Origin of the sequence: Candidatus Rhodobacter oscarellae (genome assembly GCF_001078595.1) — a bacterium.
Lineage (GTDB): Bacteria > Pseudomonadota > Alphaproteobacteria > Rhodobacterales > Rhodobacteraceae > Rhodobacter_B > Rhodobacter_B oscarellae.
The window spans coordinates 673,504-689,125 of the sequence record NZ_LFTY01000002.1; the positions used below are offsets into that span (position 1 = coordinate 673,504).

General features: G+C 66.1%; 14 protein-coding genes. 8 read left to right on the forward strand and 6 right to left on the reverse strand.

All coding sequences use genetic code 11. From position 1 onward, the window contains the following. Window positions 1–50: 50 nt before the first annotated feature. Entirely contained in the window at window positions 51–1,550 is a 1,500-nt protein-coding gene (locus tag AIOL_RS08290; protein ID WP_049642553.1) for a CoA-acylating methylmalonate-semialdehyde dehydrogenase, read from the reverse strand. Between the two features lie 106 nt (window positions 1,551–1,656). Here AIOL_RS08290 and AIOL_RS08295 point away from each other — a divergent pair, with 106 nt between their 5' ends. Continuing rightward, complete coding sequence (locus tag AIOL_RS08295; protein ID WP_049642554.1) at window positions 1,657–2,553, forward strand: LysR family transcriptional regulator; 897 nt, start codon at window positions 1,657–1,659, stop codon at window positions 2,551–2,553. Between the two features lie 310 nt (window positions 2,554–2,863). On the opposite strand, the gene eda is transcribed toward AIOL_RS08295, so the two are convergent. Both eda and edd read right to left on the reverse strand, forming a co-directional pair. Next, window positions 2,864–3,499, reverse strand: a complete 636-nt coding sequence (gene eda, locus AIOL_RS08300; RefSeq protein WP_049645333.1) for a bifunctional 4-hydroxy-2-oxoglutarate aldolase/2-dehydro-3-deoxy-phosphogluconate aldolase — start codon at window positions 3,497–3,499, stop codon at window positions 2,864–2,866. Window positions 3,500–3,512: 13 nt separating this feature from the next. Then, a complete protein-coding gene (gene edd / locus AIOL_RS08305; RefSeq protein WP_049642555.1) occupies window positions 3,513–5,312 on the reverse strand; it encodes a phosphogluconate dehydratase in 1,800 nt (599 codons plus the stop codon). A gap of 211 nt (window positions 5,313–5,523) precedes the next feature. Here edd and AIOL_RS25460 point away from each other — a divergent pair, with 211 nt between their 5' ends. The 4 genes from AIOL_RS25460 (at window position 5,524) to AIOL_RS08325 (ending at window position 8,666) form a co-directional block, all read left to right on the forward strand. Continuing rightward, a complete protein-coding gene (locus AIOL_RS25460; RefSeq protein ID WP_160314428.1) occupies window positions 5,524–5,682 on the forward strand; it encodes an RSP_7527 family protein in 159 nt (52 codons plus the stop codon). A gap of 138 nt (window positions 5,683–5,820) precedes the next feature. After that, window positions 5,821–6,516 carry a DUF6778 family protein gene (locus tag AIOL_RS08315; protein ID WP_049642557.1) on the forward strand — a complete coding sequence of 232 codons (696 nt, stop codon included), beginning with the start codon at window positions 5,821–5,823 and terminating at the stop codon, window positions 6,514–6,516. 37 nt (window positions 6,517–6,553) lie between these two features. Beyond that, window positions 6,554–7,756 carry an RSP_2647 family RNA methyltransferase gene (locus AIOL_RS08320; protein WP_049642558.1) on the forward strand — a complete coding sequence of 401 codons (1,203 nt, stop codon included), beginning with the start codon at window positions 6,554–6,556 and terminating at the stop codon, window positions 7,754–7,756. Between the two features lie 343 nt (window positions 7,757–8,099). Then, window positions 8,100–8,666 (forward strand): RSP_2648 family PIN domain-containing protein, encoded by a 567-nt coding sequence (locus AIOL_RS08325; protein WP_268760194.1) that lies wholly within the window; start codon window positions 8,100–8,102, stop codon window positions 8,664–8,666. 4 nt (window positions 8,667–8,670) lie between these two features. On the opposite strand, the gene AIOL_RS08330 is transcribed toward AIOL_RS08325, so the two are convergent. Together AIOL_RS08330 and AIOL_RS08335 are read right to left on the reverse strand one after the other, a co-directional pair. Next, window positions 8,671–10,257 carry a hypothetical protein gene (locus tag AIOL_RS08330; RefSeq protein WP_049642560.1) on the reverse strand — a complete coding sequence of 529 codons (1,587 nt, stop codon included), beginning with the start codon at window positions 10,255–10,257 and terminating at the stop codon, window positions 8,671–8,673. 58 nt (window positions 10,258–10,315) lie between these two features. After that, entirely contained in the window at window positions 10,316–11,506 is a 1,191-nt protein-coding gene (locus tag AIOL_RS08335; protein ID WP_049645334.1) for a phosphoglycerate kinase, read from the reverse strand. 121 nt (window positions 11,507–11,627) lie between these two features. On the opposite strand from AIOL_RS08335, the gene AIOL_RS08340 reads away from it, so the two are divergent. The 3 genes from AIOL_RS08340 (at window position 11,628) to AIOL_RS08350 (ending at window position 14,664) form a co-directional block, all read left to right on the forward strand. Then, a complete protein-coding gene (locus AIOL_RS08340) occupies window positions 11,628–12,152 on the forward strand; it encodes a peptidylprolyl isomerase (protein WP_082152788.1) in 525 nt (174 codons plus the stop codon). A 92-nt stretch (window positions 12,153–12,244) separates the two neighbouring features. After that, entirely contained in the window at window positions 12,245–13,216 is a 972-nt protein-coding gene (locus AIOL_RS08345) for a DUF3179 domain-containing protein (protein ID WP_049642561.1), read from the forward strand. Window positions 13,217–13,371: 155 nt separating this feature from the next. Further along, complete coding sequence (locus tag AIOL_RS08350) at window positions 13,372–14,664, forward strand: hydroxymethylglutaryl-CoA reductase, degradative (RefSeq protein ID WP_200898743.1); 1,293 nt, start codon at window positions 13,372–13,374, stop codon at window positions 14,662–14,664. Between the two features lie 34 nt (window positions 14,665–14,698). On the opposite strand, the gene AIOL_RS08355 is transcribed toward AIOL_RS08350, so the two are convergent. Beyond that, window positions 14,699–15,547, reverse strand: coding sequence for a hypothetical protein (locus AIOL_RS08355; RefSeq protein ID WP_049642563.1), 849 nt, complete (start codon window positions 15,545–15,547; stop codon window positions 14,699–14,701). Between the last annotated feature and the right edge of the window lie 75 nt (window positions 15,548–15,622).

Genomic DNA, 15,622 nt, shown 5'->3' on the forward strand with positions numbered 1-15,622 from the left:
TGCCCGGCGCGCGCCAAAACCTTGCCGATCCGCCGCAGATGCGGCGGGGATCAGTCCATGGCCTTAAAGTTAAACTCGCCGCCCTCTTTGATGCCCGAGGGCCAGCGCGAGGTGACGGTCTTGGTGCGGGTGTAGAACTTGAAGCTGTCCGGCCCGTGCTGGTTCAGATCGCCGAACATGGACTTCTTCCAGCCGCCGAAGGTGTGGTAGGCCAGCGGCACCGGGATCGGCACGTTGATGCCCACCATGCCGATATTCACGCGGCTGGCGAAGTCCCGCGCGGTGTCGCCGTCGCGGGTGAAGATCGCGGTGCCGTTGCCGTATTCGTGGTCCATGGCCAGCTTGAGCGCCTCTTCATAGCTGCCCGCACGCACGGTGCTCAGCACCGGGCCAAAGATCTCCTGGCGGTAGATCTCCATGTCCGGCGTGACCTTGTCGAACAGATGCGGGCCCACGAAGAACCCGTTCTCGTAGCCCTGGATCGCGTAGTCGCGGTTGTCCACGACCAGCTCGGCACCCTCTTCGACGCCCTGGTTGATCAGGCTCAGGATGCGCTGCTGCGCCTCGCGGGTCACCACGGGGCCCATGTCCACGTCGTCGCCCGCCGTGTAGGGGCCGACCTTGAGGTTCTCGATGCGCGGCACCAGCTTTTCGATCAGCGCATCCGCGGTCTCGTCACCCACCGGCACGGCCACCGAGATGGCCATGCAGCGCTCGCCCGCGGCGCCGTAGCCCGCGCCGATCAGCGCGTCAGCGGCCTGATCCAAATTGGCGTCCGGCATGATGATCATGTGGTTCTTGGCGCCGCCAAAGCACTGCGCGCGCTTGCCGGTCGCCGTGGCGCGGCTGTAGATATACTGCGCGATAGGGGTGGAGCCCACGAAGCTGACGCCCTGGATGATCTCGCTGTCCAGGATCGCGTCCACGGCCTCTTTGTCGCCGTTGACCACCTGGAAGACACCCTCGGGCAGGCCCGCCTCGACGAAGAGCTCTGCCAGCATCAGCGGCACAGAGGGGTCACGCTCGGACGGCTTGAGCACCACCGCGTTGCCGCAGGCCAGCGCCGGGCCGACATGCCAGAGCGGCATCATCGCGGGGAAGTTGAACGGCATGATCGAGCCCACCACGCCCAGCGGCTGGCGCATCGAGTACATGTCGATCCCCGGGCCCGCGCTGTCGGTGAACTCGCCCTTCAGCATCTGCGGCGCGCCGATGCAATACTCGATGACCTCCAGCCCGCGCTGCAGGTCGCCCTTGGCGTCGGGGATGGTTTTGCCGTGCTCGCGGCTCAGCGCCTCGGCCAGCTTGTCCATGTCGCGGTTCATCAGCCCGACCATGGCCATCATCACGCGGCCGCGCTTTTGCGGGTTGGTGGCGCCCCAGGCGGGCTGCGCCGCGGCGGCGCGGGCGATCACGTCATTGGTCTCGTCGGCGGTGGCCATGGGCAGCTTGGACTGCACCTCGCCGGTGGCGGGGTTGAAGACGTCGCCAAAGCGGCCCGAGGCGCCTTTGGTCATTTTGCCGTCGATGAAATGGGTCAGCTCTTGCATGGGATCTCCTCCAGGGAATTTGGCGGGCACAATAGGCTTGCATCCTTGCAGGGGGAAGGGGCAGTTTGGCAAAAGCGTTTTGCGAAATTGCGTGTACGAGGGCGAAATGGACTGGGATGACCTGCGCGTATTCCTGGCCGTGGCACGGGGCGAGAGCCTCTCTGCCGCGGGCCGGGTGCTGAAACGCGACCCCGCGACGGTGGGCCGCCGCGTGGCGCGGCTGGAGGACGCCCTGGGCGCGGCCCTGTTCGCGAAATCGCCGCAGGGCTATGGCCTCACCGAGGCCGGCGCCCGCCTGCTGGCCCATGCCGAGCGCGCCGAGCAGGCCCTGGCCGAGGGCGCGCATGAGATCGCGGGGCAGGGCGAGCGCCTGGCCGGGCAGGTCCGCATCGGCGCCACCGACGGCTGCGCGAGCTTCATCCTGCCGCAGGTCTGCGCCGCGATCGCCGGCGAGCATCCCGAGCTCGAGCTGCAGATCGTCGCCCTGCCGCGGGTGATCAACCTGTCCAAACGCGAGGCGGATATGGCGATCACCGTCTCGCCGCCGCCCACGGGCCGGGTCACCACGCAGAAGATCACCGACTACCACCTGCATCTGGCCGCCAGTGAGGGATACCTTAAGGGCGCGCCGCCGCTGACGCGGCGCGATGACCTCAAGGCGCATCGCATGGTGGGCTATATCCAGGACATGATCTTTTACCCCGAGCTGGACTTCCTGCCCGATCTCGGAGAGCCGACGCTGGGCCTGGCGTCCAACCTGGTCTCGGTCCAGCTGGGCATGGTGCGCAATGGCGGCGGGATCGGGGTCACGCATGACTTCATCCTGCCCTTCGCGCCGGAGCTGCGCCGGGTCTTGGTCGAGCAGGTCTCGCTGCGCCGTGGCTTTTACCTGATCCGGCACCAGGATGACGCGCGCGCCGAGCGTTTGTCTCGCGTGGCCCGGCTATTGGTGCAGGGCGTGCGGGCCGAGGTCGCGCGGCTGGAGGGGCTGGTTTCTGGGTGAAGGGGGCGTTGAGTGTCCTGCGCTCCGCCTTGAACCAAGTGCAACCCGGGCAGCGGCCGACCTGGAGGTCGCTTGCGCAGCGGCTCTGTCTTGCGAGCGATCTTTGAAAGCGCCAGCGTTCCATTGGGTTGCGCGGTTGCAAAAGCGGCCTCCTGGGGGAGGTCGGCCGCTGCCCGAGGCAAGCTCGGGCGGTTGCGCTGTTTGGGTCCTGGTTCGTCTGGTGTCGGCAAGCGTCGCTGAGGCGGTGCGCTTGATGCCCAACGCCCGCCCACGGCCAACCCAGGCAGACGCCAATTGGCTCCTCGAAGCCCTAAAGCCCCGCCGCGTCCCGCGCCAATGCTTCGATCCCGGCCCAGTCACCGGCGGCGACCATGTCCTTTGGCGCCACCCATGAGCCCCCCACGCAGGCCACATTGGCCAGCTTCAGGTAGTCGGCTGCGTTGCCGGGGCTGACGCCGCCTGTGGGGCAGAAGGTCATCTGTGGCAGCGGCGCTCCAAGGCCTTTCAGCGCGGCGGCCCCGCCAGAGCTTCCAGCGGGGAAGAACTTGCCGGTCTGATACCCGCGCTCCAAGAGCGCCATGACCTCGCTGGCGGTGACGGCCCCGGCCAGGAGCGGCAGGTCCGCCGCGGCGCAGGCCTCCAGCAGGGCGGGCGTGGCCCCGGGGGAGACGGCGAAAGTGGCGCCGGCCGCTTTGGCGGCGGCGACATCCGCGGCAGACAGCACGGTGCCCGCGCCGACGATGCCGCCAGGCACCTCGGCCATGGCGCGGATCGCGTCCAGGGCGGCGGGCGTGCGCAGGGTGACCTCCAGCACGGGCAGGCCGCCCGCGACCAGGGCCTTCGCCAGGGGCGAGGCGGTCGCGGCGTCCTCGACCACAAGCACCGGGATCACCGGGGCCTTGCGCATGATCTCTAGGGTGCGGGCGTTGTTCTCTTCAGGCGTCATCATGGCAGTCGTCCTATAGCAAAGCGCAGGCGCCGTCATCGGCGTTCCCGGCGGCGCGCCGGAAGAGCGCGAACATCTCGCGCCCGATGCCGTGCTCATTGGTGGAGAGATCGGCAACGAAAGGATCGCGGACCGCCAGGTCCGTCGCCCGCGTCTCGAGCGTGCCCGCGACCGCGTCCACCCGCAGCACGTCGCCGTCGCGTAGGCGGGCCAGCGGGCCGCCACAGGCGGCCTCGGGGCAGACATGGATCGCGGCGGGCACCTTGCCAGAGGCACCGGACATCCGCCCATCGGTCACCAGAGCCACCTTCAGCCCGCGATCCTGCAGGACCGCCAGCACCGGAGTCAGCCCGTGCAGCTCTGGCATACCGTTGGCCTGCGGGCCCTGGAAGCGGACCACCACGATGCAATCCTCGGTGAACTCGCCAGCCCTAAAGGCGGCCTTGACCGCGTCTTGTGTCTCGAACACCCGGGCGGGGGCCTCGATCACGCGATGCGCCTCTTTCACGGCGGAAACCTTCATGACGCCGCGCCCAAGATTGCCCTTCAGCTCGCGCAGCCCGCCGCTGGGCTGGAACGGCTCGCCCGCGGGGCGCAGGACGCGGTCGTTGAGCGTATGCCGCGCGCCGGGGCGCCAGGTGATCTGATCGCCCTCCAGCACCGGCTCCTCGCAGTAGCGCGCCAGTCCGGGCCCGGCCACGGTGCGCACGTCCTCATGCAAAAGCCCCGCGTCCAAGAGCTGGCCCACCATATAGCCCAGCCCGCCCGCGGCGTGGAAGTGGTTCACATCGGCCAGCCCGTTTGGATAGACCTTGGCCATCAGGGGCGTGGCGGCGGAGAGGTCGTTGAAATCCTCCATGTCCAGGATCACCCCCGCCGCGCGGGCCATGGCGGGCAGGTGCAGCACTAGGTTGGTGCTGCCGCCGGTGGCCATCAGCCCCACGATGCCGTTCACAAAGGCGCGCTCGTCCAGCACCTCGCCCGCCGGGGTGTAGTCGTTGCCCAGAGCGGTGATCTCGATCGCGCGCTTGGTGCCCGCGGCGGTCAGCGCATCGCGCAGCGGCGTGCCGGGGTTCACGAAGGACGCGCCGGGCAGGTGCAGCCCCATCAGCTCCATCAGCATCTGGTTGGTGTTGGCGGTGCCATAGAAGGTGCAGGTGCCGGGCCCGTGGTAAGAGGCCATCTCGGCCTCCATCAGCTTGTCGCGGCCCACCTCTCCGGTGGCGAATTGCTGGCGCACCTTGGCCTTCTCGTCATTGGGCAGGCCGGAGGTCATCGGCCCGGCGGGCAGGAACACCGCCGGGATATGCCCGAACGTGGCGGCGGCGATCACCAGGCCGGGCACGATCTTGTCGCAGACGCCCAGGTAGAGTGCTGCGTCAAAGGTGTTGTGGCTCAGCGCCACGCCCGCGGCCAGGGCGATCACGTCGCGCGAGAACAACGACAGCTCCATCCCTGGCTGGCCCTGGGTGACGCCGTCGCACATCGCCGGCACGCCGCCTGCGACCTGCGCGGTGGCGCCCGCCGCGCGGGCCGCCGCCTTGATCTGATCGGGGAAGCTGGCGAAGGGCTGATGCGCGCTCAGCATGTCATTATAGGCGGTGACGATGCCCAGATTGGCGGCGCGCTCGGCCACCAGCGCATCCTTGTCGCCGCCCATTGCGGCATAGGCATGGGCCTGGTTGCCGCAGCTTAGATGCGCGCGGCGCGGTCCGTCATCGGCGGCGCGGCGCATTCGGTCTAGGTAGGTCGCGCGGGTTTTTGCGCTGCGCGCGATGATGCGGTCAGTTACGGATTGGACTGTCGGGTGCATGGGGTCGCCTTTGCATTCTCGCCAGAGCTTGCGGCGATTTTAGCATTTTACGTTAGCGCTAACAATAGCAATATCACCGAGCGTGCATAACTTAACGCGTGGCCCAGTTGCGCGGCGCGCATAGCGGGGTTGCGGAATTGGGGGTCGTTACAGCGGGCGGGCCCACCTATCTATGCTGCAGCGCAGAAATTCAAAGCATGAGGCCAGCACAATGGACAAGCAACTCTTCGACTACGCCGAACTCGAACGCATCGAACTTGAGGCCCGCCGCCTGCGCGCCCAGGTCATCAACAGCGGTCTGAAGGCGGCCTTCGCTTGGGTTGCTTCCCCGTTCCAGCGCGGCGGCGCCCGGGTCGCAGACGCCACATAATCGGCGCAAGTCCTGCAAAAATAGCTGAAGATCGTAGGAAATCCCGGAAAATGCTCCGGGATTTTCACATTTTAGCCCCAATGGTTAGCAAATCCTTACCCACCGAGAACAAACGGGCAGAAGCCCTGGAGGTGGGTCATGTACCCCATTCACACGCGAATTCTACGACCGGTGCTGGCCCTTGCGGTCGCCGCAGGCCTGTCGGCCTGCGCCTCTGTGGACCAAGTCGATTATAATGGCTACCTCGACACGGCCTCTCGCGCCGCACCCGTTGAGCCGGTGCTTGCAGCGCCGGTCACCACGGCGCCGCTTGAGCGCGCCCAGTCCTACAAAGTTCTGGCTGTGAATGTCAGCGTGCCCCAGACCCTGATCGTCAGCGAAAAGAACCGTTACTATCCCAGCGGCGATATCGTTTGGCGCGAGGACCCGATTGGCAACCGCCACGAGCAGGTCAAAACGATCATCTCTGACGCCCTGACCCAGGGCGTGTCGAACCTGGACGGCGACCGCGAGGTCTATCTGGACGTCACCGTGCGCCGGTTCCACGCTTTGACCGAAAAAGCCCGCTATACGGTGGGCGGGGTGCACGCGATCCAGTTCCACGTCCGTTTGCGGGATGCGGCAACCAACGAGGTCGTCATGGAGCCCAAACTGATCAAGGCGGATTTCGACGCCCTGGGCGGACAGGCCGCCATTCAGGCCGAGGCCGCGGGCAAAACGCAAAAAGTGCGCATCACCCAGCATCTCGCCTACGTGATTCAGCAGGAGCTGACGCAGCCGGAAGGCTATATCGCGCAGGATACTGGTTTGGTTGGTGCCGTGAACCAGCTTTAAGCTTTCTCCTCACGACGGGAGCTTTTAAGAGGGCGGCATGACATCGCCCTCTTATCCTATTGTACGCCTGCGTCCCAACGCCAATGCCCGCGCCATTCGGCACGGGTTTCCTTGGGTTTATGCAAACGAGCTGGTGCTTGACCGGCGCTCTAAAAGCCTTGCGCCGGGCAGCCTGGCGGTTCTGGAGGACGCGGATCGCACCCCGATGGGGCTGGTGACGGTCAATCCGAACTCCAAGATCATCTGCCGGATGCTGGACCGCGATCCTGAGGAAGAGATCAACGCGGCCTGGTTCGGCGCGCGCTTGCAGAGGGCCTTGGCGCATCGCGCGCGGCTTTATGGCGACACACAGGCCCACCGCTTGGTGCATGCGGAGGCGGATGGAATGCCGGGCGTCGTCATCGACCGTTTCAACGATGTGTTCGTGATCCAGCCCAACGCCGCGTGGGCCGACACGCATTTTGACGCGCTGGTCGCCGCGATTGAGGCCGCAAGCCCAAACCCGACCATCGTCAAGAACGGCACTGGGCGCGCGCGCAAGCTCGAGGGGCTAGAGGAGACCCTGGAGGTCGCGCGCGGCGACGTCGCCGGGCCGGTGGGTGTCGAGATGAACGGCGCGACATATTTCGCAGACGTCTTAGAAGGGCAGAAAACGGGGCTGTTCTTTGACCAGCGCGAGAATCACGCCTTCGCCGCGCGTCTTGCAGTGAACGCCCGCGTGCTGGACGTGTTCAGCCATGTCGGTGGGTTTGGGCTGGCGGCGCTGGCCAATGGCGCGGCGGGCGTCTTGTCGGTGGACAGCTCTGAACCCGCGCTCGAATTGGCGCAGCGCGGCGCCGCGGCGATGGGGCTTGCGCCGTCCTTCACGACGCGCCGCGGGGACGCGTTCAAAGTGATGGAGGCCTTGGCCGAAGAGGGCGAGACCTTTGATGTGGTGATCTGCGATCCTCCGGCCTTTGCGCCCTCCAAGGACGCGTTAGAGCGGGGCCTGCGCGCCTATGAACGGGTGGCGCGGATGGCCACGGCGCTGGTGCGCCCGGGCGGCTATCTGGGGCTATGCTCTTGTTCGCACGCCGCTGAGCTTTCGAAGTTCCGCAACGCCAGCGCCCGCGGCATTGGTCGGGCCGGGCGGCGCGGGCAGATTATCCACACCGGGTTTGCAGGGCCGGATCATCCGCAGATGCCGCAATTGGCGGAAAGCGGTTACCTTAAGGCGGTTTTCTTCCGTCTCGACGGTTAGGCAGCTGTTCCCAAAAGGAATGCCTGCGGCATGCATGTTTTCCCCACGTGCTCAGGCCAAGGCCTTGCGCGCGCGGGTGGGCAAGTCGCGACGCGACGCGCCCCTTTTGTGTGGTGATTGCGCGCGCTGGCCCTTGCGCTACTTGATGAGCGTTTCGTTGAAAGCTGCTCATTGGCCGGATGTGAGGAACGGTTTGAATAATTGCCGCCATTGGCTGAATATTAACCGAATCGCCAAAGGATAAAGGGCGGTAGGGAGGGGGTAACTTGCGCTGGCGCCACGTTAACGAATTAAGAAGAATTCCATGGGCCTGCAGCGGCTCCCATGGGCTTTCGAACACCTAGTGGCACCGCAACGCACAGCTCTTCTGGACGCCTGCGTGCTTTATCCAACGGTGATGCGCGAGGTTACATTGGCCACCGCGAGAGCGGGCCTTTTTGTGCCGGTGTGGTCGGAACGGATCTTAGAGGAATGGGCCCGCGCCGCGCGCAAGATTGGCCCCGATGGCGAGCTTATTGCGCGTGGCGAGATTGCGCTTTTGCGAAGCTCTTGGCCCGATGCGATTGTCCCGGATTACGGCGCATTGGAGGCCAGGCTCTGGCTGCCTGATCCGAATGACCGGCATGTGCTGGCCAGCGCGATTGCGGGCGATGCGGCGGCCGTGATCACCCTGAACCTGCGTGATTTTCCGCGCACCACCCTGGCCATGGAAAGCGTCGAGGCGATCCACCCCGATGAGTTCCTTTTGGGGATGTACCACCAGAACCCACAAACGGTGTCAGAGGCAATCGAGCCCGTGCGGCAACAGGCGGAGGCGTTGTCCGGCTCGGCCCAGCCCATCCGCGCCTTGCTTAAGAAGGCGCGCCTTCCCCGTTTGGGCAAGGCGCTTGAAAAAGCAGTTATGTCCTAGGGCGCTAGTTCCTACCGTAGCGCGCCGGCAGGTCCTCGCTAAGCCAGAGCTCGGTTGCGATGGTGCTGGCGCGCGTCTCGATGTCGCGCCAGGCGTCGGAGGCCCCGCCGAGGCGAACGCGCTCCAGCACGTCATTAAGCATGTCACCCGACTCTGCGTCACCGGCCGCAGACCCGATCATCGCCCACATGGCGGCAAACCCGTAAGACCGCGCCAAGCCGCGCCCCGACAGGCGCATCGCGGCCTTCTCGCGGACCATCGAAATCTCGGCCAGGGCGTCACGGTCAAGCTGGTCATTGCCGGACACATCGTCCTGCAGCTCTAATATGCGCGCCAGAGGCAGCTTCTTTTCGATCCGGTCCAGCAGGGCCGTTGCGCCGATCTCGCCGCCGCGGCCTGCAAGCAGAGCCCAGCGATAGGCGCTTTCGGGCTCGGCGTCTGCGATGGCCTCGGCCATGACCATCGCGGCCTTGGCGTCTCCCTGCATGGCGAAATCGTTCAGCAACTGGATCCCGGCGCTGCGATTCTGCGGTGCGCCCACGCCCGTTGTAAACGCGATACCAACGCGGCGCAGGTCCTCTGGCGAGAGGCCGTCGGGCGCATCTCGCGCGGCCAGAAGCAGATCGGTCGGCAGCATGTCCTGGCGTGCGCTTGGCGCGAGGCTGGCGATGGGCATCAACGTGTCAAAGACCAACGCCAGATCGCCGTCCATCTCTTCGAGGTCAAGGAACACGTCGCCGTCAAACGAGGTCTCCAGCACCAGCGTTTCGGGGCTTGCCAAGAATGCCGGCCAGACGGTGGCGAGCGATTTTAGGAACGCGGTTTGGCTTTCCGTCAGCTGCTTTTCGCCGCCGCCTTCGGGCGGGCGGTTCTCGCGCAGCATCTGTTCCCCCAGGCCGCCCTCGATGACCAATCCGGCGCCCTCGCCGGTGAAGGGCGGCGGCACCAGGGGCTTGAGCGCCTCCCAGATCCCGCGATTCTCGATGGCAGCTGAGGCGTGGCTCAGGAACATGACAGGCAGGGGCTCTTCGATGTCGTCGCGCCCGTCAACAAAGAGATACGAGAATTCGGCCGCAACATCGACCGTGGCGACATCCGTGACCCAGGCGTGGGCGCGGATCACGGCGTCCGAGGCGGGCAGGCCATAGTCAAACTCGACCGTCAGGCGCGGCACGTCCACGCGCGAAAGCCCGGCCATCTTCAGGCCCTCCTGGGCTGGTCTGGGCAGGCAGCTGCCGGGCATCTTCAGGCCGCTGAGCTGCATCTTAAGCCGCAGCCGGTCGGGCTGGTCCAGGGCGCCGGTGCGCAGGGTCACGCGATCGACCTCTACCTTGCAGGTGCCCTCTTGGTCCCAGTCGGGGTAGGGCCAGGCGGCAATATCCAGCAAGGTCACCTTGCCGGTGAAGATGTCCACCGACATATCAGAGTATTGCAGATCCACCTGTGTGCGCAGCGCCAATACGCCCGACTGCAGAATGCGCTGCGCCAGGATGTCAAACGAGAAGAAGTCCAGAAGGCTGGGCCGCTCTTGCGCGGCGGCGAGCCCAGGCAGGGCTGCGGCGGTTATGGCGGAGAACAGCAAACGGCGCATCGGATAATCCTATGTTCGGAAATGACATCCCGATCTAGGCCCGATCGGCTTGCCTAAATCAAGACTCCAATACCGCGACTCCGGGTAAGGTTTTCCCTTCCATCCACTCCAGGAACGCGCCGCCCGCGGTGGAGATGTAGGTGAAATCATCTGCCGCACCGGCCTGGTTAAGCGCCGCCACTGTGTCGCCGCCGCCCGCAACAGAGGTCAGCGCGCCGTCCCGGGTCAGCCCCGCCGCAGCTTGTGCGGCGGCGTTGGTGGCGGCGTCGAAGGGCGCGATCTCGAAGGCGCCAAGCGGGCCGTTCCAGATCAGCGTCTTCGAGCTTTGCAGGGTCTCGGCCACGGCGGCCACGGTATCTGGTCCCGCGTCCAGGATCATCGCGTCCTCGGGGCAGGCGTCGACCGGCAAGGTCTCATGCGCGGCCCCGGCGGCGAATTCCCGGGCGACCACAATGTCGACGGGCAGGATGATGCGGCAGCCCGCGGCCTCGGCCTCGGCCATGATCTCGCTGGCGGTGCCGGTCATCTCGTGCTCGGCCAGGGATTTGCCAATCGCCACGCCTTGGGCGGCCAGGAAGGTGTTGGCCATGCCGCCGCCGATCACCAGGCGGTCGACCTTGGCAACGAGGTTGCCCAGAAGGTCGAGCTTGGTCGAGACCTTGGCCCCGCCCACAACGGCGGTCACCGGGCGCGCGGGGTCGCCAAGCGCGGCTTCCAGCGCCGACAGCTCGGCCTGCATCAGCCGCCCTGCGCAAGAGGGTAGCAGCTTTGCGACGGCCTCGGTGGAGGCGTGCGCGCGATGCGCCGCAGAGAAGGCGTCGTTGCAATAGACCTGACCCAGCGCGGCGAGGGACGCGGCAAAGACCGGGTCGTTCGTGGTCTCGGCGGCGTGGTAGCGCGTGTTCTCCAGCAATAGCACCTCGCCGGCGGGCAGGGCGGCGACGGCCTCTTTGGCGGGGCCGCCAATGCAGTCCTCGGCAAAGCGCACCGGGACGCCAAGGGCGGCCTCAAGCGCGGGGCGCACGATCTGCAGCGACATCTCCGGCACGCGCGCGCCCTTGGGGCGGCCAAAATGCGCCAGCAGCACAGGCTTGCCGCCCGCGCCGAGGATATCGCGAATTGTGGGCAGGATCCTGTCGATCCGGGTGGTGTCGGTGACCTTCCCGTCCTCGATGGGCACGTTGATATCCACGCGTGTCAGGACGGTCTTGCCGTCCAGCTCCATATCGTCGAGCGTTTTCCAGCCCATGATGGCCTCCAATGCTTGCCTTGCGGGCCTTGCACGCCATTTCACCGCGAAGGTCAACAGCGGGGTTTCCCTTTCGCGCTCCCCCGCCTAAGTTGCCGCAACTTTACGCATGAGGACCAAGATGGCCGAAATCAAAGACCCCGAGAACACAATCCTGATCGAGCTGAAGGACGGCACCGTCACCATCGAGCTCTTGCCAGATGTCGCGCCGATGCATTGCGACCGCATGAAGGAGCTGGCGCGCGAGGGCGCCTATGACAACGTCTGCTTTCACCGGGTGATCGACGGCTTCATGGCGCAGACCGGCGACGGGCAGCATGGCAAGGTAGTCGAGCAGTTTGATCCCCGCGCGCGCTCACGCGCCGGCACGGGCGGCTCGGATCTGGGCACTATCGTCGCCGAGTTCTCGGACATCCCGTTCGAGCGCGGCGTGGTCGGCATGGCTCGCAGCCAAGAAGAAAACAGCGCTGATGCGCAGTTCTTTATCATGTTCGCTGAGGGCGCGTTTCTGAACGGCCAATACACCGTTGTTGGGCGCGTCACCGAGGGTCTGGACGTGCTGGATGACATCAAGCGCGGCGACAGCTCGACCGTCGGCGTGACGGGCGAGCCCGACCACATGGTGTCGGTGACCGTCACCGAGTAAAGCCTCGCGCCGGTTCGGTCAAACCCGCGTGAGCGGGGCTATCCGGACCGGCCAAGGCCTGCCAGTTTGCGCGCAATGGAGGAGGAATTCCCATGCGCGCAAGGCATATCATCGCGGCGGCGGCCCTATCGCTGGCCCTGGCGTCGCCCCCCGAGGCCAGCCCGCAATTCTGGCAGCATGAATGGCCGAACACCGATTTTGCGACCACGTCTGTCGAGAATTGGGGCGAGATCCTTTCCGGTGGGCCGCCCAAGGACGGCATCCCGGCGCTCTCGGACCCGCAGTTCATCCGTGCCGACCAAGAGAGCCGCATCGCAGAGCGCGAGCCGGTGATCACCGTCGAGATCGACGGCGCCGCGCCGCGCGCCTATCCGATCCGATATCTGACCTGGCATGAGATCGTCAACGACACGGTGGGCGGGGTGCCGGTGGCGGTGACCTTCTGCCCGCTTTGCAATTCCGGCATCACCTTCGACCGGCGCGTCAATGGCGAGCTGCGCAGCTTTGGCGTCTCGGGCAAGCTGCGCAACTCTGATATGGTGATGTATGACCGCGAGACCGAAAGCTGGTGGCAGCAGGCCGTGGGCGAGGGGATCGTGGGTGTGCATACCGGCGATCGGCTGGTGCAATTGCCGACCTGGATGGAAAGCTGGGCCGAGTTCAAGAACCGCAACCCCGACGGGCTGGTGATGGCCGAGCCGCCCTATCGGCGCAGCTATGGCCGCAACCCCTATGTGAGCTATGACAGCGCGCACCGGCCGTTCCTTTTTAGTGGCGAGATGCCGCCGCATGACATCCCGCCCCTGGTGCGGGTGGTGCGCGTGGGCGCGCGCGCCTGGCCGATCACCCGGCTGGCGGCGGCGGGGGAGGTCTCTGAGGCGGGGATCACGCTGAGCTGGGCCGCCGGGCAGGCCTCGGCGCTTGATTCGGCGCGCATCGGTGAAGGCAAGGACGTGGGCACGATCCGGGTGCGCGATGCCAGCGGGGATGATGTGCCGCATGACGTCATGTTCGCCTTCGCCTTCCACGCCTTCTTTCCCGATGGCGAATGGATGTTGAACTAGGGTCCGCCAGCCTCAGCGGGCTGTTACCAAAATGTGCCCTACCGGGCGCTCTCTTTTTAAGCAAGATTTGAGGCGACGCGCACTGGCTGTCGGGGCGTCTTTCGCTTTTGATGCGCATATGCGTATTTGAGACAAGGTGAATGAGGGAGGCGGGCATGGCCCAAAAGACATCGCGCATCAAAGGCATGCGAGATTTGGCGCCGGATGGCAGATTGGAGGCGGCGCGGGTCGCCTCGGGGCTGGGGCAGGGGGCGTTGGGAGCGCTGTCAGGGGCGCCGGGCCTGCCGGTGACCCTGGCCGACGGCATGATCGAGAACGTCGTTGGCACGTTCGAGCTGCCCGTGGGCGTGGCCACGAATTTCGTCGTGAACGGGCGCGAGATGCTGGTGCCGATGGCGGTCGAAGAGCCGTCCGTGGTCGCGGCGGCCTCTTACATGGCGCGCATCGCGCGGGACCACGGCGGGTTCATCGCCGAGGCGGACGCGCCGGTCATGCGCGGGCAGGTCCAGATCCTGGGTGTTGCCGATCTGGCGGCGGGGGAGGCTGCACTACGCGCGGCAGAGGCCGAGATCATCGCCGCCGCGAACGCCCGAGACGCCGTGCTTGTCAGCCTGGGTGGGGGCTGCGTCGGCATCGAGGTTCACGCCTTTGCCGAGACCGGTGTGGGGCCGATGCTGGTTCTGCATCTGCTGGTGGATGTGCGCGACGCAATGGGCGCCAACGCGGTGAACACGATGGCCGAGGCGGTCGCACCCCTGGCCGAGCGGCTGACCGGCGGGCAGGCGCGGCTGCGCATCCTGTCGAACCTCGCCGACCGGCGGCTGGTGCGGGCGCGGGTCACCCTGCCGGAGGGGGCCCTCGATATGGAGGGCTTTACGGGCGCGCGCGTGGCGCAGGGCATCATGGAGGCCTGCGTCTTTGCTGAGGTCGACCCCTACCGCGCCGCCACGCATAACAAGGGCATCATGAACGGGATCGACCCCGTTGTGCTCGCCACCGGTAACGACTGGCGCGCGATTGAGGCCGGGGCGCATGCCTTTGCGGCGCGGGATGGGCGCTATACGGCGCTGACGCGCTGGCGGGTGGCCGAGGGGCGCTTGACCGGCGAGATCGAGCTGCCGATGGCCGTGGGCCTGGTTGGCGGCGCGACCAAGACCCATCCCGGCGCGCAGGCGGCGCTGGCCCTGATGGGGGTGGAGACCGTGGGGGAGCTTGCCGAGGTGATCGCCACCGTAGGGCTGGCGCAGAACATGGCCGCGCTTAGGGCGCTCGCCACCGAGGGCATCCAGCGCGGGCATATGGCGCTGCACGCGCGCAACCTGGCCATCGCGGCGGGGGCCGTCGGCGCCGAGGTCGATAGGATCGCGGCCAGCATGGTCGCCGCCCGAGAGGTCACCGCCGCGCAGGCCCAGCGGCTTGTCGCGCAGGACAGAAAAAAGGGGGCCTGAGGCCCCCTTTAACCGGTTCTTTCTGCGGGGTGACTTATTCGGTCACGCCAGCCGACAGGGCCAGCCAATCGGAATAGTCGGGAAGATCGGGCCGCGTGCGGCTGGGGCGGGATTCGGTGGCGCCGAAGGTCCACTGCAACCCAATCTCAACGCGGGTCTCTTGGGTCACGTCGTCCTCTCTTGCCTGATTGATCTCCAACCAGCTCACCTTGCCATAGAGGTCGATTGCGTCGTTCACGGCGTAATCGGCACCAAGCCAAACCTGCGTCACGTCCATATCTTCCGGGATGCCATTGTCCATGATGCCTTCACCATAGGCGGCGCCGAAGTTGACCCCAAGCTGATCGGTGGCCAGGTACTCCAGTCCCAACGCGACATGCGTGAGCTGGCGCATACCGTCCAGCCCGTCGCGATCGGTGCCACCGGTGCCATCGAGGTAACCGAGCAAGCCGGTCGCGCTAAACTGCTCGTTGAACGCATAGCCGCCGCCAAGAGCGATATAGTGACGATCCGTTGAGCCCTCGTCGGTGACGCCCTGCGCGATGCCAAAGGCGAGTTCCGCAGAGGCGTTGCCGAAGGTCTGGCCTGCCCGGAAACCAAGCACATTGCCGCTTGAGAGGGAGTCGTTGTTCTGTGGGGTGTTTGGTCCGGCGGACGCAAATTGGACAAGGCCTTCGCCCTCAAAGAACATCCCGTTGGTGAAGCTGTAGCCCACCACACCGGTGCCCTTCAGACCGTTGGACGTGCCTTCGGCCGCGCCGTCGTCGGTGACGTCATTGGCGGTCATCCCCAGGGATGTGTAGCCGTAGAGGCCCTCTGCCTGAACAGAGAAGGGGGCCAAGGTGAGGCCCGCGATGACGATCGATTTCGTAAGGTTCCGCATGCTGTATTCCCGCTGCTAGATTGCGATTCTGTTGCGGCTGATTAGGGGAACTCTCGGGGATTGGCGGGCCTGAAC

Excerpts from the sequence above, each read along its gene's own strand:
- AIOL_RS08295 (WP_049642554.1), top strand. The coding sequence starts at position 1,657 with ATGGACTGGGATGACCTGCGCGTATTCCTGGCCGTGGCACGGGGCGAG.
- AIOL_RS25460 (WP_160314428.1), top strand. The coding sequence starts at position 5,524 with ATGGACAAGCAACTCTTCGACTACGCCGAACTCGAACGCATCGAACTT.
- AIOL_RS08330 (WP_049642560.1), bottom strand. The coding sequence starts at position 10,257 with ATGCGCCGTTTGCTGTTCTCCGCCATAACCGCCGCAGCCCTGCCTGGG.
- AIOL_RS08340 (WP_082152788.1), top strand. The coding sequence starts at position 11,628 with ATGGCCGAAATCAAAGACCCCGAGAACACAATCCTGATCGAGCTGAAG.
- AIOL_RS08320 (WP_049642558.1), top strand. The coding sequence starts at position 6,554 with ATGACATCGCCCTCTTATCCTATTGTACGCCTGCGTCCCAACGCCAAT.
- AIOL_RS08355 (WP_049642563.1), bottom strand. The coding sequence starts at position 15,547 with ATGCGGAACCTTACGAAATCGATCGTCATCGCGGGCCTCACCTTGGCC.
- AIOL_RS08335 (WP_049645334.1), bottom strand. The coding sequence starts at position 11,506 with ATGGGCTGGAAAACGCTCGACGATATGGAGCTGGACGGCAAGACCGTC.
- AIOL_RS08350 (WP_200898743.1), top strand. The coding sequence starts at position 13,372 with ATGGCCCAAAAGACATCGCGCATCAAAGGCATGCGAGATTTGGCGCCG.
- AIOL_RS08315 (WP_049642557.1), top strand. The coding sequence starts at position 5,821 with ATGTACCCCATTCACACGCGAATTCTACGACCGGTGCTGGCCCTTGCG.
- eda (WP_049645333.1), bottom strand. The coding sequence starts at position 3,499 with ATGACGCCTGAAGAGAACAACGCCCGCACCCTAGAGATCATGCGCAAG.
- AIOL_RS08345 (WP_049642561.1), top strand. The coding sequence starts at position 12,245 with ATGCGCGCAAGGCATATCATCGCGGCGGCGGCCCTATCGCTGGCCCTG.
- AIOL_RS08290 (WP_049642553.1), bottom strand. The coding sequence starts at position 1,550 with ATGCAAGAGCTGACCCATTTCATCGACGGCAAAATGACCAAAGGCGCC.
- edd (WP_049642555.1), bottom strand. The coding sequence starts at position 5,312 with ATGCACCCGACAGTCCAATCCGTAACTGACCGCATCATCGCGCGCAGC.